Raw genomic sequence first — 23,859 nt, forward strand, 5'->3', positions numbered from 1 at the left:
CTACTCCCGAACCTTTGACACGATGGTGAACATCACCGTGCCGAACAGGGTCGTCGCAAACGACCAAGAATACAGTGTCAGCGACAACGGCTGCATCAGCATCACGACACCGGCGGCGATAATCGTCGTCGCCACCGCTTCGAGCGGACCGCGGCGCAGAATGCGGTCTGCGAGACCGCGACGCGCGGTTGATGGGCTGGCATCGATACTCATTTGCGGACGGCTCCAAAGGTGATGCCGCGCAGCAGATGCTTGCGCAGAAGCACCGTGAACACCACGATCGGCACCAGGAACAGCGTCGTACCGGCGGCCACTGCGGGCCAGTCCTGCCCGCCCTCGCCGATGATGATCGGAATGAAGGGCGGCGCGGTCTGCGCGTTGCCCGAGGTGAGAAGCACCGCGAAGGCGTATTCGTTCCAGGCGAAGATCAGGCAGAAGATTGCGGTTGCCGCGATTCCTGTGGTGGCCTGCGGCAGCACCACCTTCACGAAGGCCTGAAAGCGGGTATATCCGTCGATCATCGCCGCCTCCTCGTACTCACGCGGGATTTCGTCGATGAACCCCTTGAGCAGCCACACCGCGAGCGAGACGTTGACCGAGGTGTAGAGCAGGATCATCCCGAGTCGCGTGTCCGACAATCCGATGGTGCGGTACATCAGGTAGATCGGGATCGCGACCGCGATCGGCGGCATCATCCGGGTCGACAGGATGAAGAACAGCAGATCGTCCTTCAGGGGCACGCGGAACCGCGAGAAGCCGTAGGCCGACAAGGTGCCGAGCGCGACGGCAAGTACGGTCGATCCGAACGCGATGATCAGCGAATTGACGAAGCGCGGCACGTAGTTCGAGGGACCCGCGACCACCATGTTGCGGCTGCGCGCGATGCTGTCGCACATCCCCTGCGGCGGTCCCAGCGAGCGGATGAACTCCGGCGTCTGGCGCGAGCGGGTCGTGAACAGGTTGCAGAAGCCTTCGAGCGACGGCTTGAACAACACTTTTGGCGGATAGGAGATCGCATCATCCGGCGACTTGAACGCGGTGAGCATGATCCAGACCAACGGGATCATGGTGATGACGGCATAGAGCACGACGAGTGAACCGGCAAAGCGTCGCGTGGTGGCCGACGGCTCGACGACGGAATGGGCTGTGGTTGCTGAGGTCATCGGCTTTTCACCTTGTTCAGCGCTTTCACATAGATGTTGGCGAGGCCGAAGACCGTCACGAACAGGATGATCGCGAAGGCCGAGGAATAGCCGGTCCGCCAGCTCTCGAACGCTGCACGCTTGAGCGTGATCGAGGCAACTTCCGTGGTCGATCCCGGCCCGCCGCCCGTGAGCAGGTTGACCATGTCGAACATCTTGAAATTTTCGATGCCGCGGAACAGCACCGCCAGCATGATGAACGGCAGCGCCATCGGCAGCGTGATCGACCAGAACTGCCGCCATTTCGACGCGCGATCGACCTCGGCCGCCTCGTAGATGTAATCCGGGATCGAACGCAGGCCGGCAAGACAAATCAGCATCACATAGGGCGTCCACATCCAGGCATCGACGATGACGATGGCCCAGGGGCTCAGCGTGACATCGCCCAGCATCTGGAACGACGAGGCCGCGCGTCCCGTGAAGAAGGCAACCACATAATTGAACAAGCCGATCTGGGGTTGATACAGGAACGTCCAGAAATTGCCGACGACGGCAGGCGACAGCATCATCGGCAGCAGGATGATCGTGGTCCACATCCCGTGCCCGCGGAACTTCTTGTCGATGAGGTAGGCAAGGCCAAATCCGAGGACGGTCTCGATCACCACCGTCCAGATCACGAAATGCGCCGTCACCTGCATCGCCGCCCAGATGTCCGGATCGGTCAGGATCGACTGGTACCAGTCGGCGCCCAGCCAAATCGTCGGCACGTTGGCGCGATTGGCGCGGTAGTTCGTGAACGAGAGATAGATCGTCCAGAGCAGCGGGAAGATGTTGATCGCCAGCAGCAGCACGATCGTCGGCGTGATGAACAGCCAGGCAAGCGTCCTGTCCGACAGGCCCCGGATACGACGCGCCATGCCTGGCCGGACCATGACGGCCCGATAGGTGATCCGCGAAGAGGCACTCAATTCATTCATTGCGTCGACCGATCCTGGCACCCGGGGCGTCGACAATGCGACGGTTCCGGTCGTCTCGAAGGAAAGGCCGGAGCGCAGCGTACGCGCTCCGGCCGGCTCGCGTCAGAACTTCTTGCCTTCTTCCTTGAAGATCGCCTTCCAGTCCTTCACCAGACCATCGAGCGCTTCCTGTGCGGTGCCCTTGTCGGCCACCACGTAGTCATGCACGCGCTTCTGCTCGGCCTGCAGCAGCTGGGCGTAGGAGGGCTCGGCCCAGAAGTCGACGACCATGCCCATCGACTGCAGGAACTCCTTGGCAAAGGGCGCGCTGGTCGGGAAGCTCGGATCGTTCAGCACGGACTTGGCACAGGAATAGCCGCCGAGCGCCCACCACTTCTTCTGGACGTCGCCGCCGGAGAACCACTTGATATATTGCAGCGCCTCGGCCTGGTTCTTCGAGTAGGAGACCACCGAGATGCCCTGGCCGCCGAGCTGCGTCGCCTGCCCGGCGGGACCGGCCGGATTGACGAAGAAGCCGATCTTGTCGCCACCGACATTCGGGTCCTTGTAGAGGCCCGGGAAGAAGGCGAAGAAGTTCATCTGCAGCGCGACCTGGCCGGACTTGAAGGCGTCAAGTCCTTCCGACATGTAGGAGTTGGAGGCGCCGGGCGGCGTGCAGCACTTATAGAGGTCCTTGTAGGCTTCGAGCCCCTTCACCGCGCTGGCCGAGTTCACGAACCCGTCCATCGCATAGGGCTTCTTCGGATCGTCGTATTTGAAGCCGTAATCGTAGAGGTAGTTCGAGACGCCCATGGTGATGCCTTCCGAGCCGCGCTCGGTATAGATCGAGGCGCCATAGACCTTCTTGCCGTCGATCTCGCGACCCTGGAAGAATTGCGCGATGTCCTTGAGCTCATCCAGTGTCTTCGGCACGCCGATGTCGCGGCCGTACTTGGCCTTGAAGTCCTTCTGCACGTCCGGCCGTGCGAACCAGTCCTTGCGATAGGTCCAGCCCACCGCATCGCCCATCGCCGGCAGCGCCCAATAGTTCGGCGTGTTCTTCGGCCACTCGGAATAACCGACGACCGTGGCCGGCATGTAGTCGTCCATGCTGATTCCTTCCTTCTTGAAGAAATCGTTGAGCTTGACGTACTGGCCGTTCTCCGCGGCACCGCCGATCCATTGGGAATCGCCGATGATGAGATCGCACAGCGAGCCGTGCGAATTGAGTTCGTTCAGGAAGCGATCGGCGTAATTGGTCCACGGCACGAATTCGAACTTCATGCCGATGCCCGACTTGGCGGTGAAGTCCTTCGACAGTTCGACCAACGCGTTGGCCGGATCCCAGGCGGCCCAGCACAGCGTGATGGTCTTGCCTTGCGCCTGCGCGGGCGTGGTCCCCGCTCCGACACTGAGCGCTGCGGCAACGGCGCCGCAAGCCACGACAAACGTCTTCATCGTTCGTTTCATTACACGTTCCCTCCGAGTGGGCCGGCCATCGACATGGCGCGGCTTTCCAACCCGCTCGAATGCTTCGAGCAGAGCGACACAGTCCATGACGAGCTGAATAACTAAACTAGCGTTTCCTCGCGCCACCCGGATTCTATAGGCCCGGCAGGCTCGATTTGTTTAGTGAACCACCGTTTACTAAACATTGCAAGCGGAGTTAGCGACGCCCCGCGCGCGGCGGCAGCCCGTCACAAGCCAGAAGGCCTGCGACCATGGGGGGGGCCAGATCCTTGAAATCGACCGCGGCGCGCCTCAGGCTGACGACGCGTTTTTGCCCTTACGGCCATCCCGAAAACGAGGGATCACTTTTTCCTAGACGATGCCTGCCGAAGTCCCGCCGACGTTGGGACGCTCCCCCGCCTTTCGCGCCCGATAGTTGGATGCGCGATAGGCCGCGATTGGTGCGATCGCTCCGCCGGCCCGCATGCGGGCGACGGCGAGGAGCGGCGAGACGTCCGTGGTGAAGGCGCGCTTCAATTCGAGATGTGCACCGAGCGCATCATTGGCCTCCTGCGCCGCTTCAAGCGCGGTACGATCGACGACGAGCGCCTGCGCATAGGCGCGCTGCAACTCGATCGCCGATTGCATCAAACTCTCGATCGGATCGGTCACATTGTGCGACTGGTCGATCATATAGGCGGGCGCGAAGCCTTTCGCCTTGCGACGCTCGGCATCGATCAGCTCGTTGAAAACCAGAAACAGCCGGAACGGCTCGACCGAGCCGCTGTCGAGATCGTCGTCGCCATACTTGGAATCGTTGAAATGGAAGCCCGCGAGCTTGTTGAAGCGAACGAGCCTGGCGACGATCTGCTCGATATTCACGTTCGGCGCGTGATGGCCGAGATCGACGAGGCAATGTGCCTTAGGCCCGAGCTCCTGCGCGACCGCAAAGCTCGTGCCCCAATCCGAGATCACGGTCGAGTAGAACGCCGGCTCGTAAAGCTTGTGCTCGAGGAACACCCGCCAATCGGAAGGCAGCGCCGCAACGACCTCGCGCATCGCGTCGATATAGCGGTCGAGCGCCCTGGTCAGGTTTGACTGACCGGCAAAGTTCGAACCGTCGGCGATCCAGACGGTCAGCGCCTTCGAGTCGAGCTTGCGGCCGATCTCGATACATTCGACGTTGTGGGCGACGGCCTGCGCCCGCACACGCGCATCGGTATGCGACAGCGAGCCGAACTTGTACGAAAGCTCTTGCCCCGGCTGATCCTGGAAAGTGTTCGAGTTGACTGCGTCGAAGGCAAGGCCGTGGCTCGCGGCCTGTTCGCGCAAGGCGGCATAGTCGTCGACCTTGTCCCACGGGATGTGCGGCGAGATGGTTGGGGTCGCGCGCGCCAATCGCTGGATCACGGCGCAATCGTCGATCTTCTCAAAGACATTGCGCGGCTCACCCGGCCCCGGAAAGCGGGCAAATCGCGTCCCCCCTGTGCCGACGCCCCAGGTCGGAATGGCGACGCCGAAGGCCATCACCTTCTGCACGAGTGCGTCCGCATCGATCCCGTGCCGCCCCAGCGCGCGCTTGAGCGCCTCATAGTCTTCGGTGATCGCCTCTTCGAGCCGCGCATTGTGCTCGGCGATGAAATCCGCGCTGATCGAGAATGGCGCGCTCATCGCGTGAAAGCCTGGGCGTTGCCGGCGTCGACATTGAGGATGTTGCCGGTCGACTTGGCCGAAAGGTCGGACGCGAAGAAGTAGATACCCTCGGCAATATCCTCGGGAAACACCGACAGCTTGAGCATCGAGCGCTGGCGGTAGACTTCCTCGAGTTGGTCTTCGGTCACCTTGTTGGAGGCCGCGCGCTGCTGGCGCCACTCGCCTTCCCATATCTTGGAACCGCGCAGCACAGCGTCGGGATTGACCGTGTTGACGCGGATGCCATGCACCGCGCCTTCCAGCGCCAGGCAGCGGGCAAGATGGATCTCCGACGCCTTCGCGGCGCAATAGGCCGAGGCACCTGCCGAAGCGGCAAGACCGTTCTTCGAGGCGACGAAGATGATGGCCCCGCCGATGTTCTGGCGCTGCATCAGCCGGAATGCCTCGCGCGAGACGAGGAAATAACCCGTGGCGAGAATATCCATATTCTTCTGCCACAGCCCGAGGCTCGTGTCCTCGACAGGCGAAGCCGAGGCGATCCCGGCATTCGACACGACGATGTCGACACCGCCAAAGGCACACGCGGCCTCTTCGAACGAAGCGACCACCGCCGCCTCGTCGGTCACATCGAGCTTCACGCCGATCGCAGCATCCCGCCCATGGCGCTTCGTGATCGTCGCGACGCGCTCGTTGAGCGCCTTCTCGTCGATGTCAGCGATGACGAGGCACGCGCCCTCGCCGAGCAGCCGTTGCGCGGTCGCCCCGCCAATGCCGCCGGCGCCGCCGGTCACATAGGCAATCCGCCCGGCGAGCGATTTCGGCTTGGGCATGCGCTGGAGCTTGGCTTCTTCCAGCAGCCAGTATTCAATATTGAAGGCCTCCTGCTCGGCCAGGCCGACATAGGCGCTGACGCCAGAGGCGCCGCGCATGACGTTGATGGCGTTGACGTAGAACTCGGCCGCGACGCGCGCCGTCGCCTTGTCCTTGGCAAAGGTGAACATGCCTACCCCCGGCACGAGATACACGACCGCGTTGGGATCGCGCATGGCCGGCGAGTCCGGATGTCTGCAGCGCTCGTAATAGGCGGAGTAGTCGCGCCGGTAAGCCGCGAGAACGTCGTCGAGGCCTGCGATCACCTCGTCAAGATTATCGCGCCCGGGATCGTAGGGCAGCAGCAACGGCCGGATCTTGGTGCGAAGGAAGTGATCCGGACAGGAGGTGCCGAGCGGCGCCAGCTTCGCGAGCGCGCTGGAGTTGACGAATTCCAGTACCTCCGGCGCATCGGTGAAATGGCCAATCTTGCGCTCGTCGGTGGAGATCTTGCCGCGGATCAGCGGCATCAGCTTGGCTGCGATCGCGCGGCGCCTGTCCGGCGCGGCCGCTTGGACCTTGGCGCCGCCGAAAGCCGGCTTCCGTTCATGCGCGGCGAGCCAGTCGGCAGCCTGCTGAATCACACGCAAGGTCATCTCGTAACAGGCTTTCGACGTCTCGGCCCAGGTGAAGAGCCCGTGGCCGCCGAGGACCACGCCGAGATAGTCGGGATGACGCGCGGCCATCTCGCCGAGCTTCAAGCCGAGATCGAAGCCGGGCCGCTGCCACGGCAGGAAGCCGAGCTTGCCACCGAAAACCTCGCGGGTCAGACGCTCGGCGTCTTCAGAGGCGGCAATGGCAATGACCGCATCGGCATGAACGTGATCAACATGCCGGTGCGGCACGAAGGCGTGCAAGGACGTATCGATCGACGTCGCGCGCGGATTGAGATCGAAGGTACAGTGATTGAACAAGCCGACCATCTCGTCCTCATGGGCGAGGCCGCGATAGAGGCCCTTCAGGCCCTCGAGCTTGTCGAGATACAACGTCGAAAAGCCGTCGCGCTTCATCGAGCCGATGTCGCCACCAGAGCCTTTGACCCAGAGCACGCGGACGTTCTCGCGCGTCAGCGGATCTTTCATCTCGATCTTGGCCGAGGTGTTGCCGCCGCCGAAATTGGTGATGCGCAGATCGGCTCCGAGCAGATTCGAGCGGTAGAGCAATTGACCGGCTTCATCGAGCCCGGAGGCGAGCGCGTCGTCCCATAGATTTGGCAGGGGCGTGGCCGCAACCTCGCTCATGACGCATCCTCCCTGTGCTTGATCTCCGAGCAGATTAGGCCGCGGATTCAATCAAGGTCAATCACCGACACTCAGCATCGCGACGCAATATGCTTGATGCAGCGCGATATTGATCGATTGTGACGGTTTCCAGTTGACCATCGGTCGAGAGCGTGACCTATTTACGGGCAAAAGGGAGGGCGACGTGCACGAGCGGGAACGCTGGCAGGTCATCAAGGCGCTCTTGCGCGAGCGATCGCTGGTGCGCATCGCCGACGCTTGTCGCGCGACCGGCGTCTCCGAAGCCTCGATACGGCGCGATTTCGCCAGGCTCGCCGAGCAAGGTGTCGCGATCAGGGTGCATGGCGGGCTCGAAGCCTTGCCCGAAGCCGCCAACGCACCGGGCGACGTCCTCTCCCTTGCCACCCGCTCCTTCGACGTCAGCCAGACGCTCAATATCGACGCCAAGCGCGCGATCGCGAAAGCGGCCGTCGCCCTCTGCGCCGATGGCGAGACGATCATCATCAATGGCGGCACGACCACGTATCAGATGGGCGAGTATCTGCGTGAGCGCCGGCTGAAGGTATTGACCAATTCCTATCTGCTCGCCGACGCACTGATCCACACGTCGAAATGCCGCGTCGCCTTGCCGGGTGGCGAGGTCTATCGTGAACAGGGCATGATCGTCTCGCCGTTTGAGGAGGATGCGATCCAGCACTATTCGGCGACACGGATGTTCATGAGTGCGATCTCGATCGGTCCACTCGGCGTGATCGAAGGCGACCCCCTGCTCGCCCGCGCCGAATCCAAGCTGCTGAAGCGCGCCGACAAGCTGATCGTTCTCGCCGATTCATCGAAATTCGTCTCGCGTGGCAGCCTTGTCGTTTGCCCGCTCTCGCGCATCGATACGCTGATCACCGATTCCGATGCACCGGGCGACGCACTCGACATGTTGCGCGGCCACGACGTCCGCGTCGTTATCGTCGACGCCAGCTCTCAAACCACTGCGGCGGCGTGACCATGACGACGGACCCGCAACGCGACACGCCCGCAACACCGCTTCTGTCGGTGCGCGCGATCGAGAAGTCCTTTCCAGGTGTGCGGGCGCTGTCCGGCGTCTCGTTCGACGCCGCCAGGGGCGAAGTCCATGCCTTGCTCGGCGAGAACGGCGCCGGCAAGTCGACGCTGATCAAGATCATTTCCGGCGTATTCCCGCCCGATCGCGGCGAGGTGCTGGTGGACGGCAAACAGGTCGACCTCGCGCGGCCGGACGATGCCAGGCGCGCCGGCATCGCCACGATCTATCAAGAGCTGCTGCTGTTTCCGGAGCTCACCGTCGCCGAAAACATCTTCATGGGGCATGCGCCGCGCGCCGGCCTCGGCCGGATCGACTGGCGGGCGATGCATGAGAAGACGAACGCGCTGCTCGCTTCCCTCGAGATCCATGATCTGCAAGCCGACCGTGTCGTCGGTTCCCTCAGCGTCGGTAATCGGCAGCGCGTCGAAATCCTGCGCGCGCTGTCGCAGGACGCGCGCATTCTCATCATGGACGAGCCGACCGCGGCCCTGACCGAGTACGACGTGACGCGGCTGTTCGACATCGTCCGCAAGCTGAAAGCCCGCGGCGTGGCCGTGATCTATATCAGCCATCGGCTCGATGAGATCTTTGCGATCGCCGATCGCGTCACCGTGCTGCGCGACGGTGCGCATGTCGCAACCAAGCGCGTCGCCGATACCGACGCGGCCGGGCTCGTGCAATTGATGGTCGGCCGCAGGATCGAAAGCCTGTTCCCGAAAATCACGGTGCCGATCGGCCAGCCCGTGCTGGAGGTGAAGGACCTCGAACGCCGGCCGCTGACGAAAAGCATTTCGCTCACGGTGCGCGCCGGCGAGATCGTCGGCCTTGCCGGCCTCGTCGGCTCCGGTCGCAGCGAGCTGGCACAAACCATTTTCGGCGTCACGCCGGCCGATGGCGGCGAAATCCGGATCGGCGGGCGGCGCGTCGACATTCGCTCACCGGCCCAGGCACGGGCTTTGGGCGTCGCCTACGTTCCCGAGGATCGCGGCACACAGGGCCTGGTGCGGCCGATGACGGTACGCGAGAACTTCAGCCTCGCCGCGCTTGGCAAGGTCGCGTTCGGCGGCTTCATCGATCGAGGGGCCGAACGCAAGCTTGCCGGCGATGGCGTCAAGCGTTTTGCGGTCAAGGCGAGCTCGCTCGAGCAGATCGCGGGCAAGCTCTCCGGCGGCAATCAACAGAAGATCGTGCTCGGCAAATGGCTAGCCAACGAGCCGAAGCTGTTGATCCTCGACGAGCCGACGCGCGGCATCGATGTCGGCGCCAAGGCGGAGATCCATCGGCTGATGGGCGAGCTTGCGGCCCAGGGGCTCGCCATCCTGATGATTTCGAGCGAGCTGCCGGAGGTGCTTGGCATGAGCGACCGCGTGCTCGTGATGCGCGAAGGCCGTATCGTTGCCGAATTCTCGCGCGAAGAAGCAACCCAGGAGTCGATCGGCGCAGCGATGATGGGCAGCCACGAAAACGCGGAGAAGGCGGCATGACGGCGGTGACCCTAGCCGGTGCCGAGACCGATCCGCGGCGGAGGCTGAAGGCGTTTGCCTCGCAGGAGGCTTTGCTCGCGATCGCGGTGATCGGGCTCGCCATCGTGGTCGGCCTTTACAATCCGCGCTTTATGGCGGCGCGCAATCTTTCCGATGTGCTGCTCGGCAACGCCTATATCGCGGTCGCCGCGGTCGGCATGTCGATGGTGATCATTTCCGGCAATATCGATATTTCCGTCGGCGCGCTGATCGGCGTCCTGGCGACGATCAGCGGCACTCTGGCGGTGAACGGCGCGCCGATCGTGGTCGCCTGGCTGGCGGCGCTCGTTGCCGGCGTGGTCGTGATGGCGTTGCAGGGCGTCATCATCGCCTATCTGCGCATTCCAGCGATCGTGGTGACGCTCGGCATGCTGTCGATCCTCAAGGGCGGGCTGATCAGCGTCACCGGAGGCAAATGGATCACCGATCTGCCCGACAGCTTCCATCTCGCCGATATCGAACTGTTCGGTGTGCTGCCGTTTCCGGTTTTTCTCATGATCCTGGTGACGATCCTGGCCGCGTTGTGGATGCGCTACTCGGCCTCGGGACGCGCGATCTACGCCGTCGGAGGCAATGCCGAAGCGGCGCGGCTCTGCGGCATTTCGCAGCCGCGCACGGTCGTGATGGTCTTCGCGCTGCACGGCTTGTTCGCCGGCGCCGCCGCCCTGCTCTACGCGACCCAGTTGCGCGTCATCCAGTCGACCGTGCCGCCCAATCTCGAGCTGACGATCATCACCGCGTCCGTCGTCGGCGGCGTCAGCATTCTCGGCGGCGTCGGCACGGTGGTCGGCTCGACCCTTGCCGCCGTCCTGATCGCCGAGATTGCCAGCGCGCTGGTCTTCATCGACGTCTCGCCCTACTGGATCCGCGCAGTTCAGGGCGTGCTCATCCTCGTGACCGTGATCGCCGACATTCTGCGGCGCCGGCGCACAGCCGGAGCATGAGCGCCATGAGCGAGATCCCTCTCCCACAGGCCGCCAAGCGCGTCGTGCCCTGGTGGCTGCTGCGCCACGAGACCATGCTCGCGGTGATCCTGCTCATTGCGCTGATCGGGCTCGGGGGCTTGAACAGCCGCTTCCTCACGCTCGACAATCTGCTCAATCAAGGCAGGCTGACGACCGAGGTTGGGCTCATCGCACTGCCGATGACCTTCATCATCATCACCGGCGGCATCGATCTCTCGGTCGGCTCGATCGTCGGGCTCTGCGCGATCCTGCTCGGTTATTCCTGGAAGGTTTTCGGCTTTCCCTTGCCGCTGGCGATCGGCTTCTCGCTGCTCGTCGGCGCCACCGCAGGCTTTCTTAACGGGATCGTCATCACCAGAGTGAAAGTGCCGCCGCTGATCATGACCATCGCGACACTCGCCCTCTACCGCGGGCTCGCCGAGGGCATCAGCCAGGCGCGTTCGGTGCGCGGCTACCCGGAATGGTTCTACTTTGTCGGGCAGGAAAACCTGTTCGGCGTGCCGGCGCAGCTCTGGCTCTTGCTGATCGCAATCGTGGTCTCGGCAATCGTTCTCGACCGCACCACCTTCGGCCGAACGCTCTATGCGATCGGCAGCAACGAGACCGCCGCGCGTTTCTCCGGTTTGCCGGTCGATCGCGTCAAACTGATCATCTACACGCTATCTGGCCTCATGGCCGGCATTTCCGCTTGCGTTCTCGTCTCACGCGTGACCACGACCCGCTCCGACATGGGGATCGGCTATGAGCTCGACGTGATCGCGGCGGTGGTGCTCGGCGGAACCAGCATATTCGGAGGCGTCGGCACGATCTGGGGCACGGTGGTCGGCCTGGCGATGATCCAACTCTTGAAAAACGGGTTAGCGCTGACCGGTGTCAAGGGCGACGCGACGATCGTCGTCATCGGCACGGTCCTCATCCTTTCAACTCTTGTGGCGGGTTCGCTCCAGCGGCGACGCGAGGGCGTATGATGGCGTGAATGGCCGCGAAAAAAGCGGCATCAACATGGGAGGAAAACAAAATGAAGCTCGGATTAGCTGCTGCATTCCTCGGCGCGACGCTGCTGGCGGGGACCGCCTCGGCGGCGGACAAGAGATGGGACGGTGCGGACGACCTCCCAGTCAATCCCCTTGCCTGTTCTGCCGGCGAGGCCAGCGCCGCTCCCGCTGCCAAGCCCTATGACGGCGGCCGGCCAAGCAATGCTGCCGACAAGGCCGGCAAACCGATCACGCTGGTCGACGTACCGAAGCTGATCGGCATCGGCTATTTCAACGCGACGTCGAAGGGCATGCAGGACGCCGCCAAGGCGCTCGGCAATGTCACGGTGAAGACCGACGGCCCGACCGAGGCCAAGATCGACGAGCAGATCAAGTTCATCGACAACTACATCACCAGCGGCGTCGACGGCATTCTCTTCGCTGCCAATGATCCGGTGGCGATCGCGCCGGTCCTGAAGAAGGCGCTGTCGAAGGGCATCCATGTCGTCGGCTACGACGCCAACTCGTCGCCGGATGCGCGCGAATGGTTCGTCAACCAGGCCGAGTTCAACGGCATCGCCAAGTCGATGATCGACTCGATGGCCAAGGAGGCCGGCGAGGACAAGAGCTTCGCGATCGTCACCTCGACTTTCACGACGCCGAACCAGGCACGCTGGATCGCCGAGATGTGGGCCTATGCTCAGAAGTGTCATCCCAAGCTGACATGGCTCGAAACGGTCGAGGCGCAGGAGGACAATAACCTGTCCTTCAACCAGGCAACGACGCTCATCAACAAGCATGGCGACAAGCTTGCCGGGCTGTTCGGCATGACTTCGGTCGCAACGCCTGCCTCGGCGGAAGCAGTGACCAAGGCCAAGCTCTGCGGCAAGGTGGCGGTGGTCGGCCTCGCCACGCCCAATGCGATGAAGCCGTATGTCAATGCCGATTGCGTCAAGTCGGTCGTGCTATGGAACCCGGTCGATCTCGGCTATGCCGCGACCTACGTGATGCGGGCCGTCGTCGACGGCAGCCTGAAGCCCGGCGCGAGCTCGGTGGACGCGGGCAAGCTCGGCAAGCTGAACGTGGTCAATGGCAGCGAGATCCTGCTCGGGGCCCCCTTCATCTTCACGAAGCAGAACATCAAGGACTTCGATTTCTGATCTGAACTCGTCGCCCGGCCGCCGAACGCGGCCGGGCGACGCTTGTTGAAATCGTTTTTTTGCCGTGAGCTTGACGATGAGCCAGACGGTCGCGGTGCTCGACATCGGCAAGACCAATGTCAAGCTTGCCCTGTTCGACGAAGGCCGGCTCCTTTGGGAAAAGTCGGCGCCCAACCGCGTCTTGCCCGGACCGCCTTATCCGCACGAAGACGTCGAGAGCGCATGGAGCTTTTTCCTCGATGCGCTTCGTGAGGCCGCACGCACGCATCAGGTCAGTGCGATCGTTCCGACCGCGCATGGTGCAGCCGGCGCCTTGATCGGCGACGGCGAGCTCGCAGCTCCGCTCATGGACTATGAATTCACGGGCGTAGACGCGATCGAGCCCGAGTATGCGAGGCTGCGGCCCCCCTTTTCGGAGAGCCTCTCGCCGAAGCTGCCCGCTGGCCTCAATCTCGGCCGGCAGCTGGCCTATCAGAAATGGCGCTGTCCGGACCTCTTCGCCAAAGCGAGGTATTTCGTCGGCTATCCGCAATACTGGACCTGGCGCCTCAGCGGCGTCGCGGTCTCCGAAGTCACGACCATCGGCGCCCATACCGATCTCTGGATGCCGCGGCAGGGACAAATCTCGAGCCTCGTCAGAGGTCTCGACGTCGATCACTTGCTGCCGCCGCTGCGCCGTGCCTTCGATCCGCTCGGCCCGATCAGGCCTGAAATCGCCGCCGCAACCGGGCTTGGGCCTGAAACGCCTGTCTTTTGCGGTATCCACGATTCCAACGCATCGCTCCTGCCCTACCTCGTCTCCCGCCAGGCGCCGTTCACTGTGTTATCGACAGGCACCTGGGTGATCCTGATGAGTGTCGGCCTTTCGCTCGATCAGCTCGATCCGCGCGACGACACGCTCGCCAATGTCGACGCGCTCGGCCGGCCCATCGCCTGCGGACGCTTCATGGGTGGACGCGAATACGCCATGATCGCAGGCGGCGGCAATCCCGATCTCGACGCAATCGAGCGCGTCATCGCCTCGGGCGCGATGGCTCTGCCCTGCTTCTCCGGCCAGGGCGGACCTTATGCGACGACCAAGGGTGTGATCCACGGGGAAGTCGAAGCGCGCGATCGAACCGCGCTTGCGACGCTCTACTGTGCTCTGGTCAGCGATCTGATGCTGACGCGGATGGGAGCGGACAGCGGAGATCTCATCGTGGAAGGAACCTTCGCCGGCAATCTTCCGTTCTGCCAGACGCTCGGCGCATTACGACCGACGCAGCGCGTCTTTGCCGCGGAAGATGCCGCCGGCACGGCACGCGGCGCCGCAATGCTCGCGCACTGGCCCCCCTCTTACCATGTCGCCGAGCCGGCCCCCGTCGCTCCGATTTCGATTGCCGGCCTTGATTCTTATCGCAAGGCCTGGACGGCAGCAGTCGGCATGATCGCTCGGTGAGCCCCCGAACGGGCGATCAGCGCTCGCGTCGTATACCCAACTCCATCGTCACCGAGCCACCAGCGGCACGTAGTGCTCGAGCTCAGGATCCGGAAAATGCACGCTCCGGCCGAGTTCCGCCGAGCGATAGAGTCCCATGAGCATTTCCATGACCCCGACTCCGTCGTCGAAGGTCTCGGCGGGGCTATTACCAAGCCTGAACGCTTCGACCATATGACGGTTTTCGTCCGTGTAACCATAGATGCCAGCTTCATCCTCGACCACAGGCATCAGGCCTTGTTCCGCATTCTGCTTCTCGACCAGATCCTCGCCTTCAGACCCGGTGAGCGTGCGTGACAGGAAGACCTTGAGCCCAGTCGAAAGTGACGAGAACTCCATCGAGTATTCAGGGCCGAGCAATTCGAGCTGGATACGCAGCCCAGCGCCAACGTAAGCCCATGAGGTCGTTGCCTCGATCATCAGTTGATGCCCGTCGGCATCTTCCATCGTGAGGATGCCGCGCGCGAAATCCTCGACGGGACGCTTTGCAAAGTCGATGCCCATTCGCGCCTTGAGGTCGGCGGCATAGCGGGGCCGTGTCCATTTGAGATTGGCCGTCGTGGCGCTGGCGCTGACCAGCCGCAAGGACTCGCGCTTCGCACCGGGCGCAGTCAGCATGAACCGTGCGACCTCGACCGAATGGCACATCATGTCGGAGAGCACGCCGCCACCTTGCTTATCGCCTTGCCAGAACCATGGCTCGTGCGGTCCGGAATGTTCCTCAGCCGCGCGAGCAAGATAAGGGCGGCCGCTCCCAGGCACGGCCCGTCGCCAGATGATGTCCTTGCCGCGCATCACCGCAGTCGAAAATATCTGGTTTTCCAGATAGCCGTGGAGCAGGCCCGCATCTTCGGCAAGCTGGCGCATTTCCCGTGCTTCGGCAAGCGTGCGGGCCAGCGGCTTTTCGCAGGCAATGGCGCGCAGAGGAGCTCCGGCCTTGGTCACACGGTGGATCTCGCGCATGATGTCGAGACGGGTGTCGTTCGGCGTCAAGAGCCAGAGCGCATCGACCTCACCGGACATGGCCATCGCCTCGATGCTGTCGAATACATGCGCCTGTCCAAGGCCAAGACTGCGCGCCTTGTCCGCGATGCGCTCACGACGCTCAGCAGAGCGGCTGTACACGCCGCCGACGCTGACATTACGTACGCCGAGCATGGACTGCAGATGGAATGCGGCAATAAAGCCGCTGCCGATCAGCCCGACACGCAGGATCGGAAGTTCGGTGAGCTTCTGCATATCAGACCTCCTTCAATGACGAGCGTGGATCAGTTCGGCGCCTTGCGTTGCCGCCCCGGAATTGCGGCCAGCAATGCCTGTGTGTAGGGATGCTCGGGCCGATTGAGCAGATCAACGGTCGGCCTGATCTCGACGATCTCACCAAGGCGCATGACGGCGATCCGATCGCAGACCTGGGCCGCCACGTTGAGATCGTGGGTGATGAACAGCACCGCCAGCCGCAGCTTCTGTTTCAGTGTCTCGAGCAAAGCGAGCACCTGCGCCTGGACCGAGACGTCGAGCGCCGACACAGGTTCGTCCGCGACCAGTACCTCCGGGTCGAGCGCCAGCGCGCGCGCAATGCCGATCCGCTGGCGCTGTCCGCCGGAAAACTCATGCGGAAAGCGTCGCGCGGCGGCGGGATCGAGACCAACGAGGGCCAAAAGCTCCTCGGCGCGGGCGAAGGCCTGTGCTGCCGGAACGCCATGCGCAATTGGACCGTCGGCGATGATCCGGCCGACACGGCGACGCGGATTGAGCGAGGCGAACGGATCCTGGAAAACCATTTGGATGTGTTTGCGAGCGGCCCGCAGATGCGCTCCGCGTGCCCTTGAGAAATCAAGTTCGCCGATGCGGACCACACCTGCGTCGGCGTCGGTGAGACGCATCACCAATCGTCCGATCGTGCTCTTGCCGGAGCCCGACTCACCGACCAGTCCGAGCGTCTCGCCGCGCCGGATCTCGAAGCTCACGTCCTTGACGGCCGCGACCTCGGTCTGCGCTCCAAACCACCCGCTCCCCCGATAAGTCTTTGCAAGCCCGGTCGTGGCACAGGCGATCGGTTCGTCCTTGACTTGCGCACGCTCTGGCGGAACTCCACCCGGTACGGCGGCGAGCAGCCGGCGTGTATAAGGATCCCGCGGGCGCCTCAGAACGTCTTCGACCGGCCCCTGTTCAACCAGCCGCCCCTTCTCCATGACCGCGACGCGGTCCGCGATGTCGGCAACGACGCCGAAATCGTGGGTGATGAAAAGCACCGCCATGCCGCGCCGCTGTTGAAGGTCGCGGATGAGCCGAAGGATTTGCGCTTGCGTGGTGACGTCAAGTGCTGTGGTTGGCTCGTCTGCCACCAGAACCGACGGCTCGAGCGCCAGCGCCATGGCGATCATGGCGCGCTGACGTTGGCCGCCCGACAATTGATGCGGATAGCTGCGGATGATCCGCTCCAGATCGCGCAAGCCCACCTCTTCGAGGAGTGCGCGCATGCGCACCTGCCGTTCAGGCGGGGTGAGCTGCTCGTGCGCCTCGAACGCCTCCATGATTTGATCGCCGATCCTGATGACAGGATTAAGCGCCGTCATCGGCTCCTGGAAGATCATTGCGATACGCCGCCCACGCAACGTCCGCCATTCTGCCGGCGCCAGCCCCAGCAGGTCGCGCCCTTCGAACCGAATGGTCCCTGCGACCGGGCGAATAACTTGCGGCAGCAAGCCCATCGCGGCAAAGGCGCAGACCGATTTGCCCGAGCCGGATTCGCCGACAACACAGAGTATCTCCCCCGCGTGCAAGGCAAGCGAGACGTCTTCGACGGCGAAGGCACGATCGGCGCCGGCGGGGAGTGCCAGTGTCAGCTGCTCGATAGACAGGATCGGTTCGACGATGTCGTTCATGATGTCCGACCCAACATCGCGTTTCTCCCTCGTCCCGGTCACGCCGCCAGCGCGATGCCATCCTTGCGATGATCCGACGCTCCGAACATGACACCCCGGGACGCATCGATGTGCACGGCCTGGAAGCCTCCCAGCGGTTCGTCGGCCCAGACCACGCGATGGCCGCGACCGATCAAATCGTCAGCGACGGAGCCGGGAATCGTGGGCTCGAGCGTCAGCGCGCCGTCGAATGCAAAGCTGCGCGGTGCATCCGAGGACTGTTGAATGTCCAAACTGCGGTCGAGCATGCCACTCAGGATCTGCATATGTCCTGTCGCCTGATATTGCCCGCCCATCACGCCAAAAGCCATGACGGGCTTGTCGTGCCTGGCCAACAGGCCCGGAATGATGGTGTGGAAGGGACGCTTTCGTGGCGCAATGGCATTGGGATGCCCGTCGACGAGCGAGAATCCCGAACCTCGATTCTGCAGCAACACGCCCGCGCGAGGGGCGTAGATGCCGCTTCCGAAAGCGAAGAACAGGGAATTGATGAGAGACACCATGTTGCCGTCACGATCGGCGACCGCGACGTAGGCGGTATCACGATGAACGGGCATGTCGAAATCTGTCGGAGCGCTCGCCCGCTCGCGCGTGATGCGAGAGCGCAAAGTCGCAACTGATCCCTCGGAAAGCAGTGCGTTGATATCGAACGGGCGGAACGACGGATCAGCGACGAGCGCATCGCGCTGCCGGTAAGCGGCCTTGGTCGCCTCGGCCAGCAGATGGATGCGGTCCGCCTCGCCGAGCGCGGGATCCGCCATATCGAAGCCTGCAAGGATTCGGGCGATCAATAGCGCAGCCACGCCCTGCCCGTTCGGCGGACATTGCCAGATTTGATGATCACGGTAGTCGGCGCTGATCGGCGCCACGTAGTCAGACCGGGCACTCGCCAGATCCTCGAGCTGCATCAGTCCGCCCAGCGCCTTCAAGACTGAGACGATCTCTTCGGCGACGGCACCTTCGTAGAATGCAGCCCGCCCTTCGCGAGCGATCCGGCGCAACGTTGCGCCGAGTGCCTGATGGCCGAGCTTGCCGCCGACGGCGGGCGCAGCGCCGCCGGGCAGATACACTTGCACACCGGTCTGATGCCGTTCGATGCGATTGCCATAGCGTGCCCAATCCAGGGCGGCGCGCGGAGTCACGACAAAGCCATTCTCGGCCGCGTGGATCGCGGGCGCCAAAATCTCGTCCAGCCCTTTTGAGCCATAATCGGCAGAGAGCCGGCACCAGGCATCGACCGCCCCCGGAATTGTGACGGCATGGGGCGAGTCATCCGGGATCGACGCCATTCCCGCTTCCCGGAACCAGCCCAGTTCTGCCTTCGCCGGCGCCCGACCCGAACCATTGATGGCGACGGGTTTGCCCGAGGCGGGCGCATAAATCGCAAAGCAGTCGCCACCGATGCCGGTCATGTGCGGATCGATGACGCCCTGAAGAGCGATAGCAGCAATCGCGGCGTCGACGGCGTTGCCACCGCTACGCAGGATTTCAACCGCAGCCAACGTGACAGCGGGGTGAGAGGCCGCGACCATGCCCCGGTCGCCGACTGCCAGGGAGCGTCCTGGCACCATGAAATCGCGCTGTCCCCAGCTCATGCCCGTCTCCGATCGTTTTTCGGCGGATGCTCTGTCATGCCGCAACATCCGCCGCCACAGCGGGAAGAGCCAGGGGACCTGCATCTCTGCCGATGCCAAACAGCGAGCGATGCACGAGATCTATCGCGCTGCCGACCGCACCGATCAGCGTGGCACGATTGCCGAGCGCGCTGAGCTCGATACGAACGGGCTCGCGCATGCACCGCCCGAGATACTCATCGATTCGCAGCTTCAGCTCGGGCCGCGCGCCGATACTGCCCCCCATAACGATGATCTCTGAATCGAGAATGCTGTGCACGGCCAGAATCGCACTGGCAATGGTCCGGCTGACCTCGTCGATTGCTATTCGTGCCGCCTCATCGGTCTCGAGTCGATCGAAGACATCACGCACCGTGCCGCCCGGGGCGCCGCCAAGTCCGAGATAGCGCTCCACAATCCCGACGCTGCCGACGGCGGTTTCAAGCGTACCCAGCCGAAGACCGCGCGAATCGTAGGGATCGCCTCCAAGTGGCAGATAGGCGATCTCGCCGGCTGCGCCACGCGCGCCGCGCACGAGATAGCCGTCTGAAAAGATGCCCATGCCGATACCGGTGCCGAGGGCAATGAAGGCGAAGCTGCGGGCCTTGCGGCTGTTGCCGCGCCAGTGCTCGCCGATCGCCGCAAGGTTGACGTCGTTCTCGATCGCGACGTCGATGCCGAGCCGCTCGCGCAAGGCAGCGCGCACATCCAGACTATCCAGCCCAGGAATATTGGGCGCGAAGACGATGCTGCCGGACGCAGGATCGATGATCCCCGGACTTCCCATCACGCCGCCACGCAGACGTTGCGCGGGTACGGATGCGCGCTGGAGCAGAGACTCTTGCATGCGCCCGATCTGAGCGACCACGGCAGCACCACCGTCGCCGGACGTCGACTCGATGCTCTCCGCGACGATCTCTCCTTGCAGGTCGGCAAGCGCGACGTGCAGCTTCGTGCCGCCAAGATCGATGCCCAGCACGAACGCGGCGTCAGGCCGCAACGCGTAGGTCACAGCACTCCTGCCGACGCTGCCCTGGATTTGCCCGTCCTCGCGCACCCAGCCGTCGCGTTCGAGGTCGCGCATGACTTCGGAAATCGTCTGTTTGGACAGTCCCGTGCTGCGCGAGAGCTCGGCGCGCGAGACCGCTCGATCGCGCAACAGGCGCTCGATGACGAGGCGCACGGATTGTTGTCGCGCAACCGGCGACGAGGGAGCGTCTGGCATGAACCTGATCCAATTCGTCAATATACCGAACTAATGCAGATCACGACCATCCGTCAAGAGGGCCATAGTGACTGATTTCTGCTTACGGAAGGTATTATGATATACCTTCCTCCTACGCCATAAGTCGATTTGTTCTATACGTTTACAAATCTGGTTTGGCGTGCTTGTCTTGCCCTTCGACAGCAGAGCCTCGGCAGAGAAGCCTGGATGAAAGGAATTCGCATGAAGCGGATCGGCACAGCGTTGGCGGCAATTGTGATGATCGGATCCGGCCTCGTGTCGGCCGGTGCAGCGACATTGCGAGTCGGCATCCAGGACGATCCCGATGCGCTCGACCCCGCACTCAGCGGCACTTATACCGGCCGCTTCGTGTTCGCGGCGCTGTGCGACAAACTTGTCGATATCTCCCCCGATCTCAAGATCGTGCCGCAGCTGGCAGAGTCTTGGGATTGGGCCGCCGACGGCAAGTCGATCACCTTTACCTTGCGCAAGAACGTCACGTTCCACGATGGCACCGCGTTTGATGCGGCGGCGGTCAAGTTCAATATCGAGCGCATGAAAACAATGCCGGATTCGAAGCGCAAGGCCGAACTGGCGCCGATCGTGAGCGTCGAGGCCCTTGCGGCGGACAAGGTCAAGTTCACCCTGTCGGAACCGTTCGTGCCGCTGCTTGCCAATCTCAGCGATCGCGCCGGCATGATGGTGTCGCCCAAGGCCGCCACGGAGAAAGCGGGCGAGCTCGCAGCTGCACCCGTCTGTGCCGGTCCGTATCAATTCGTCGAGCGCAAGTCGCGCGACCTCATTCGCGTCAAGAAATATCCCGGCTACTGGAATGCCGGAGCCGTCGGCTACGACGAGGTCGTCTATTACTACGTACCTGACTCGACCGTGCGATTGTCGCGGGTACGAGCGGGCGATCTTGAGCTCGCGGAACGCGTCGCGCCCACCGATCTCAAGACCGTGCGCGACGACCCCAATCTCACGCTTCATTCCGGCCAGGGGCTCGCAGTTTCACATCTGATGTTCAATGTCGGCGCGGGCGCCAAGGCCGATACGCCACTCGGCAAGAACGCGACGCTGCGACAGGCCTTCGAGCTTGCGATCGATCGCAATGTCATCAATCGCGTTGCCTTCAACGGCGAGTTTCTGGCGGACAATCAGATGATTCCTCCGTCATCTCCGTTCTATGATAGCGCACACAAGGCGCCGGCTCGCGACGTCGCCAAAGCCAAGGCGTTGATTGCAGCGGCCGGAATGACCCGCGTCCCGGTCGAACTTCAGTACGAGAACGCTGCCGGCGATTCCCGCGTCGCACAGATCATGCAGTCAATGGCGGCCGAGGCTGGCTTCGACGTGAAGCTGCTGCCTATGGAAACAACCACTGCCATTGAGCGCTACTTGAACGGCAATTTCGAAGCCTACATCGGCAACTGGAGCGGCCGTGCCGACCCGGATCCCACGCTGGTCGCATTCTTCAGCTGCGCAGGCTCTCAGAATGTCAACAAATATTGCAACAAGGATCTCGATGCGATCCTGACTCAGGCGCGAGGCGAGGCCGACGAAGCCAAGCGCAAGGCTCTCTACGCGAAAGCGACTGATATTTACCTGAGCGCGCTCTCGTCGATTCCTCTCTACCACCCCAACTGGTTCTTTGCCGCTCGCAAATCGGTCGGCGGCATTGTCATGGTGCCGGACGGACTCTTGCGTCTGGTGGGCGTCAAGCCCGTGAATTGACGCGCGACGTCTCGCGCTTTTTTTCACGAGAGGACCTGTCTGCTCCGATGAAGACCCTGCTTCTGCGTCGCCTTGCCGTCCTGCTGCCGACCTTGTTGCTCGTGTCGATGATGGTGTTCGGTCTGCAGAAGCTGCTGCCCGGCGACCCGGCATTGGCGCTGGCCGGGGAAGAGCGCAATCCTGAGGTCATCGAGTATCTTCGGCACAAGTATCGCTTCAATGAGCCGATTCCGGTGCAATACGGCATTTGGCTGAAGGCCTTGGTGCACGGCGATTTCGGCACGTCGGTCCGCACCCGCCTGCCGATCGGCACCATGCTGGCGGAAAAACTGCCGGTGACCATCGAGCTCGCGATCCTGTCGATGCTGGTCGCGCTGTTCGTCGGGGTGCCGATCGGGATCGTCGCGGCGCTCGGGCGCGGGACGCCACTCGACTATGGCGCCAGTCTTTTCGGGCTCGCCGGACTTTCCATTCCGCATTTCTGGCTGGGGATCATGATGATCCTTCTCTTCTCGGTGAACCTCGGCTGGCTGCCGGCGGGAGGTTTCGTTCCGCCGTCTGAAAGTATCGGCCGCAACCTGATCTCGATGCTCATGCCCGCTTTGGTGCTGGGCACGGGCACGGCTGCGATCATGATGCGCCATGTCCGCGGTGCGATGATCGAGGCGATGAAGCAGGACTATGTCCGGACCGCCCGCGCGAAGGGCGTCCGCGAACGCACCATCGTACTGCGCCATGCTCTGCCGAATGCGCTCATCCCGGTGGTCACGCTGGGTACGTTGCAGTTCGGCGAGCTACTGGCCGGCGCAGTGTTGACCGAGCAGGTCTTTTCGATCCCCGGTTTCGGCAAGATGGTCGTCGACGGCGTGTTCAGCCGCGATTATGCCGTGGTTCAGGCTGTCGTGCTGTGTACGGCGGCGGTATTTCTGCTGATGAGCCTGATTGCCGACGTCGCCTATGTGCTGCTCAATCCAAGGCTCAGGTCATGAGCACGATTGAGGCACCAGCCCCTGCTCAAATGCGCACAGGTGGGCGCTCTGAAATTCGTCGCTTGCTGCGCGAGCCGTCCGCGGTGATCGGCGGCGCGATCATCCTGTTCTTCGTCGTGCTGGCGGTGTTCGCAACATGGATCTCGCCATACGATCCGAATACGCCGGATTGGATGGCTATCCGTGCTGCGCCCAATGCAGCGCACTGGTTTGGCACGGATGATCTCGGCCGCGACGTGCTGTCGCGGGTCATCTTCGGAACGCAGGCATCGCTCGCGGCCGGCATGGTTTCCGTGACCGTTGCGGTGCTGATCGGCCTGCCGTTCGGTCTCATTGCTGGTTATTTCGGCGGTGTCGCTGACATGGCGATCTCGCGCATTGCGGATGCTCTCCTCGCCTGCCCGTTTCTCGTCCTCGCGATCGCGCTGGCCGCATTCCTGGGTCCCAGCCTCCAGAATGCAATGATCGCGATCGGCATTTCGGCGATTCCAGTCTTCGTCCGCGTTGCACGCGCCGAGACACTGGTTGTCCGCACCGAGGATTACATCGCGGCGGCGCGCGCTCAGGGGTTGGGTCATTTCGCCATTCTGACCGGGCAGGTCCTGCCCAATGTGCTCGCACCGACGATCGTCCAGGCGACCCTCACGATGGCGATTGCAGTCCTGGCCGAGGCGAGCCTCGCCTTCCTCGGTCTTGGTCAATTGCCTCCGGCCCCCTCTTGGGGCTCCATGCTCGATGTCGCGCGGCAGTTCCTCAGCGAGGCGCCGTGGATGGCCTTCTTCCCCGGTCTCGCAATCATCGCCCTTGTGATCGGCTTCAACCTGATCGGTGATGGCCTGAATAGCGCGCTCAATCCCAGGCAGTAGATGATCGAGGTCGATCGGAGATCTCCGACCGTCGCGGT

19 protein-coding genes are annotated in these 23,859 nt (G+C 63.0%); 9 read left to right on the forward strand and 10 right to left on the reverse strand.

The genetic code is table 11. The features are described 5' to 3' along the window. The 6 genes from QA645_RS27385 to QA645_RS27410 all read right to left on the reverse strand — a co-directional run bounded on the left by QA645_RS27385 (window position 1) and on the right by QA645_RS27410 (window position 7,311). Window positions 1-213, reverse strand: a complete 213-nt coding sequence (locus QA645_RS27385) for a hypothetical protein (protein ID WP_283044621.1) — start codon at window positions 211-213, stop codon at window positions 1-3. After that, the gene (locus tag QA645_RS27390) at window positions 210-1,163 is read right to left on the reverse strand and encodes a carbohydrate ABC transporter permease (protein ID WP_254130570.1); all 954 of its coding nucleotides are present in this window, start codon (window positions 1,161-1,163) and stop codon (window positions 210-212) included. Before QA645_RS27390 ends, QA645_RS27385 begins: the two co-directional genes overlap by 4 nt. Next, on the reverse strand, window positions 1,160-2,119 hold the full coding sequence (locus QA645_RS27395; RefSeq protein WP_254193054.1) for a sugar ABC transporter permease: 960 nt from the start codon (window positions 2,117-2,119) through the stop codon (window positions 1,160-1,162). The genes QA645_RS27390 and QA645_RS27395 overlap by 4 nt, the downstream gene beginning before the upstream one ends. A gap of 102 nt (window positions 2,120-2,221) precedes the next feature. Further along, the gene (locus QA645_RS27400) at window positions 2,222-3,568 is read right to left on the reverse strand and encodes an extracellular solute-binding protein (RefSeq protein ID WP_254130568.1); all 1,347 of its coding nucleotides are present in this window, start codon (window positions 3,566-3,568) and stop codon (window positions 2,222-2,224) included. A gap of 351 nt (window positions 3,569-3,919) precedes the next feature. Further along, window positions 3,920-5,218, reverse strand: coding sequence for an L-rhamnose catabolism isomerase (gene rhaI / locus QA645_RS27405; protein ID WP_283044622.1), 1,299 nt, complete (start codon window positions 5,216-5,218; stop codon window positions 3,920-3,922). Beyond that, a complete protein-coding gene (locus tag QA645_RS27410; protein ID WP_283044623.1) occupies window positions 5,215-7,311 on the reverse strand; it encodes a bifunctional rhamnulose-1-phosphate aldolase/short-chain dehydrogenase in 2,097 nt (698 codons plus the stop codon). The genes rhaI and QA645_RS27410 overlap by 4 nt, the downstream gene beginning before the upstream one ends. Before the next feature lie 184 nt (window positions 7,312-7,495). Between QA645_RS27410 and QA645_RS27415 the strand changes: the two genes are divergently transcribed. The 6 genes from QA645_RS27415 to QA645_RS27440 all read left to right on the forward strand — a co-directional run bounded on the left by QA645_RS27415 (window position 7,496) and on the right by QA645_RS27440 (window position 14,428). Beyond that, entirely contained in the window at window positions 7,496-8,308 is an 813-nt protein-coding gene (locus QA645_RS27415; protein ID WP_283044624.1) for a DeoR/GlpR family DNA-binding transcription regulator, read from the forward strand. 2 nt (window positions 8,309-8,310) lie between these two features. After that, window positions 8,311-9,852 (forward strand): sugar ABC transporter ATP-binding protein, encoded by a 1,542-nt coding sequence (locus QA645_RS27420; RefSeq protein ID WP_283044625.1) that lies wholly within the window; start codon window positions 8,311-8,313, stop codon window positions 9,850-9,852. Next, window positions 9,849-10,835 (forward strand): ABC transporter permease, encoded by a 987-nt coding sequence (locus tag QA645_RS27425; RefSeq protein WP_283044626.1) that lies wholly within the window; start codon window positions 9,849-9,851, stop codon window positions 10,833-10,835. The genes QA645_RS27420 and QA645_RS27425 overlap by 4 nt, the downstream gene beginning before the upstream one ends. Continuing rightward, the gene (locus QA645_RS27430) at window positions 10,832-11,824 is read left to right on the forward strand and encodes an ABC transporter permease (RefSeq protein WP_283044627.1); all 993 of its coding nucleotides are present in this window, start codon (window positions 10,832-10,834) and stop codon (window positions 11,822-11,824) included. The genes QA645_RS27425 and QA645_RS27430 overlap by 4 nt, the downstream gene beginning before the upstream one ends. Before the next feature lie 50 nt (window positions 11,825-11,874). Next, window positions 11,875-12,990 carry a substrate-binding domain-containing protein gene (locus QA645_RS27435; protein WP_283044628.1) on the forward strand — a complete coding sequence of 372 codons (1,116 nt, stop codon included), beginning with the start codon at window positions 11,875-11,877 and terminating at the stop codon, window positions 12,988-12,990. 76 nt (window positions 12,991-13,066) lie between these two features. Further along, the gene (locus QA645_RS27440; RefSeq protein ID WP_283044629.1) at window positions 13,067-14,428 is read left to right on the forward strand and encodes an FGGY family carbohydrate kinase; all 1,362 of its coding nucleotides are present in this window, start codon (window positions 13,067-13,069) and stop codon (window positions 14,426-14,428) included. A 48-nt stretch (window positions 14,429-14,476) separates the two neighbouring features. Here the strand turns inward: QA645_RS27440 and QA645_RS27445 are convergent, their stop codons facing one another. From QA645_RS27445 to QA645_RS27460, 4 genes are read right to left on the reverse strand one after another with little or no spacing between them, the layout of a single operon-like run. Further along, window positions 14,477-15,706, reverse strand: a complete 1,230-nt coding sequence (locus tag QA645_RS27445) for a Gfo/Idh/MocA family oxidoreductase (RefSeq protein WP_283044630.1) — start codon at window positions 15,704-15,706, stop codon at window positions 14,477-14,479. 29 nt (window positions 15,707-15,735) lie between these two features. Beyond that, window positions 15,736-17,355, reverse strand: a complete 1,620-nt coding sequence (locus tag QA645_RS27450; protein ID WP_283044631.1) for an ABC transporter ATP-binding protein — start codon at window positions 17,353-17,355, stop codon at window positions 15,736-15,738. A 38-nt stretch (window positions 17,356-17,393) separates the two neighbouring features. Continuing rightward, the gene (gene ggt, locus QA645_RS27455; protein ID WP_283044632.1) at window positions 17,394-18,989 is read right to left on the reverse strand and encodes a gamma-glutamyltransferase; all 1,596 of its coding nucleotides are present in this window, start codon (window positions 18,987-18,989) and stop codon (window positions 17,394-17,396) included. Window positions 18,990-19,023: 34 nt separating this feature from the next. Next, entirely contained in the window at window positions 19,024-20,190 is a 1,167-nt protein-coding gene (locus QA645_RS27460; protein ID WP_283044633.1) for an ROK family transcriptional regulator, read from the reverse strand. Window positions 20,191-20,439: 249 nt separating this feature from the next. Between QA645_RS27460 and QA645_RS27465 the strand changes: the two genes are divergently transcribed. Genes QA645_RS27465 through QA645_RS27475 form a run of 3 tightly spaced genes read left to right on the forward strand, consistent with a single transcriptional unit; the run spans window position 20,440 to window position 23,821 of the window. Beyond that, entirely contained in the window at window positions 20,440-21,966 is a 1,527-nt protein-coding gene (locus QA645_RS27465) for an ABC transporter substrate-binding protein (RefSeq protein WP_283044634.1), read from the forward strand. A 47-nt stretch (window positions 21,967-22,013) separates the two neighbouring features. Continuing rightward, a complete protein-coding gene (locus QA645_RS27470; protein ID WP_283053355.1) occupies window positions 22,014-22,955 on the forward strand; it encodes an ABC transporter permease in 942 nt (313 codons plus the stop codon). After that, window positions 22,952-23,821: an ABC transporter permease gene (locus QA645_RS27475; protein WP_283053357.1), complete on the forward strand. Its 870-nt coding sequence runs from the start codon at window positions 22,952-22,954 to the stop codon at window positions 23,819-23,821. Before QA645_RS27470 ends, QA645_RS27475 begins: the two co-directional genes overlap by 4 nt. The last annotated feature ends 38 nt before the right edge of the window (window positions 23,822-23,859 follow it).

Origin of the sequence: Bradyrhizobium sp. CIAT3101 (assembly GCF_029714945.1) — a bacterium.
GTDB lineage: Bacteria > Pseudomonadota > Alphaproteobacteria > Rhizobiales > Xanthobacteraceae > Bradyrhizobium.

What these genes read in the sequence shown, in the direction of transcription:
- QA645_RS27385 (WP_283044621.1), bottom strand. Translation starts at nt 213, where the DNA reads ATGAGTATCGATGCCAGCCCATCAACCGCGCGTCGCGGTCTCGCAGAC.
- QA645_RS27390 (WP_254130570.1), bottom strand. Translation starts at nt 1,163, where the DNA reads ATGACCTCAGCAACCACAGCCCATTCCGTCGTCGAGCCGTCGGCCACC.
- QA645_RS27395 (WP_254193054.1), bottom strand. Translation starts at nt 2,119, where the DNA reads ATGAATGAATTGAGTGCCTCTTCGCGGATCACCTATCGGGCCGTCATG.
- QA645_RS27400 (WP_254130568.1), bottom strand. Translation starts at nt 3,568, where the DNA reads ATGAAACGAACGATGAAGACGTTTGTCGTGGCTTGCGGCGCCGTTGCC.
- rhaI (WP_283044622.1), bottom strand. Translation starts at nt 5,218, where the DNA reads ATGAGCGCGCCATTCTCGATCAGCGCGGATTTCATCGCCGAGCACAAT.
- QA645_RS27410 (WP_283044623.1), bottom strand. Translation starts at nt 7,311, where the DNA reads ATGAGCGAGGTTGCGGCCACGCCCCTGCCAAATCTATGGGACGACGCG.
- QA645_RS27420 (WP_283044625.1), top strand. Translation starts at nt 8,311, where the DNA reads ATGACGACGGACCCGCAACGCGACACGCCCGCAACACCGCTTCTGTCG.
- QA645_RS27425 (WP_283044626.1), top strand. Translation starts at nt 9,849, where the DNA reads ATGACGGCGGTGACCCTAGCCGGTGCCGAGACCGATCCGCGGCGGAGG.
- QA645_RS27430 (WP_283044627.1), top strand. Translation starts at nt 10,832, where the DNA reads ATGAGCGCCATGAGCGAGATCCCTCTCCCACAGGCCGCCAAGCGCGTC.
- QA645_RS27435 (WP_283044628.1), top strand. Translation starts at nt 11,875, where the DNA reads ATGAAGCTCGGATTAGCTGCTGCATTCCTCGGCGCGACGCTGCTGGCG.
- QA645_RS27440 (WP_283044629.1), top strand. Translation starts at nt 13,067, where the DNA reads ATGAGCCAGACGGTCGCGGTGCTCGACATCGGCAAGACCAATGTCAAG.
- QA645_RS27445 (WP_283044630.1), bottom strand. Translation starts at nt 15,706, where the DNA reads ATGCAGAAGCTCACCGAACTTCCGATCCTGCGTGTCGGGCTGATCGGC.
- QA645_RS27450 (WP_283044631.1), bottom strand. Translation starts at nt 17,355, where the DNA reads ATGAACGACATCGTCGAACCGATCCTGTCTATCGAGCAGCTGACACTG.
- ggt (WP_283044632.1), bottom strand. Translation starts at nt 18,989, where the DNA reads ATGAGCTGGGGACAGCGCGATTTCATGGTGCCAGGACGCTCCCTGGCA.
- QA645_RS27465 (WP_283044634.1), top strand. Translation starts at nt 20,440, where the DNA reads ATGAAAGGAATTCGCATGAAGCGGATCGGCACAGCGTTGGCGGCAATT.
- QA645_RS27470 (WP_283053355.1), top strand. Translation starts at nt 22,014, where the DNA reads ATGAAGACCCTGCTTCTGCGTCGCCTTGCCGTCCTGCTGCCGACCTTG.
- QA645_RS27475 (WP_283053357.1), top strand. Translation starts at nt 22,952, where the DNA reads ATGAGCACGATTGAGGCACCAGCCCCTGCTCAAATGCGCACAGGTGGG.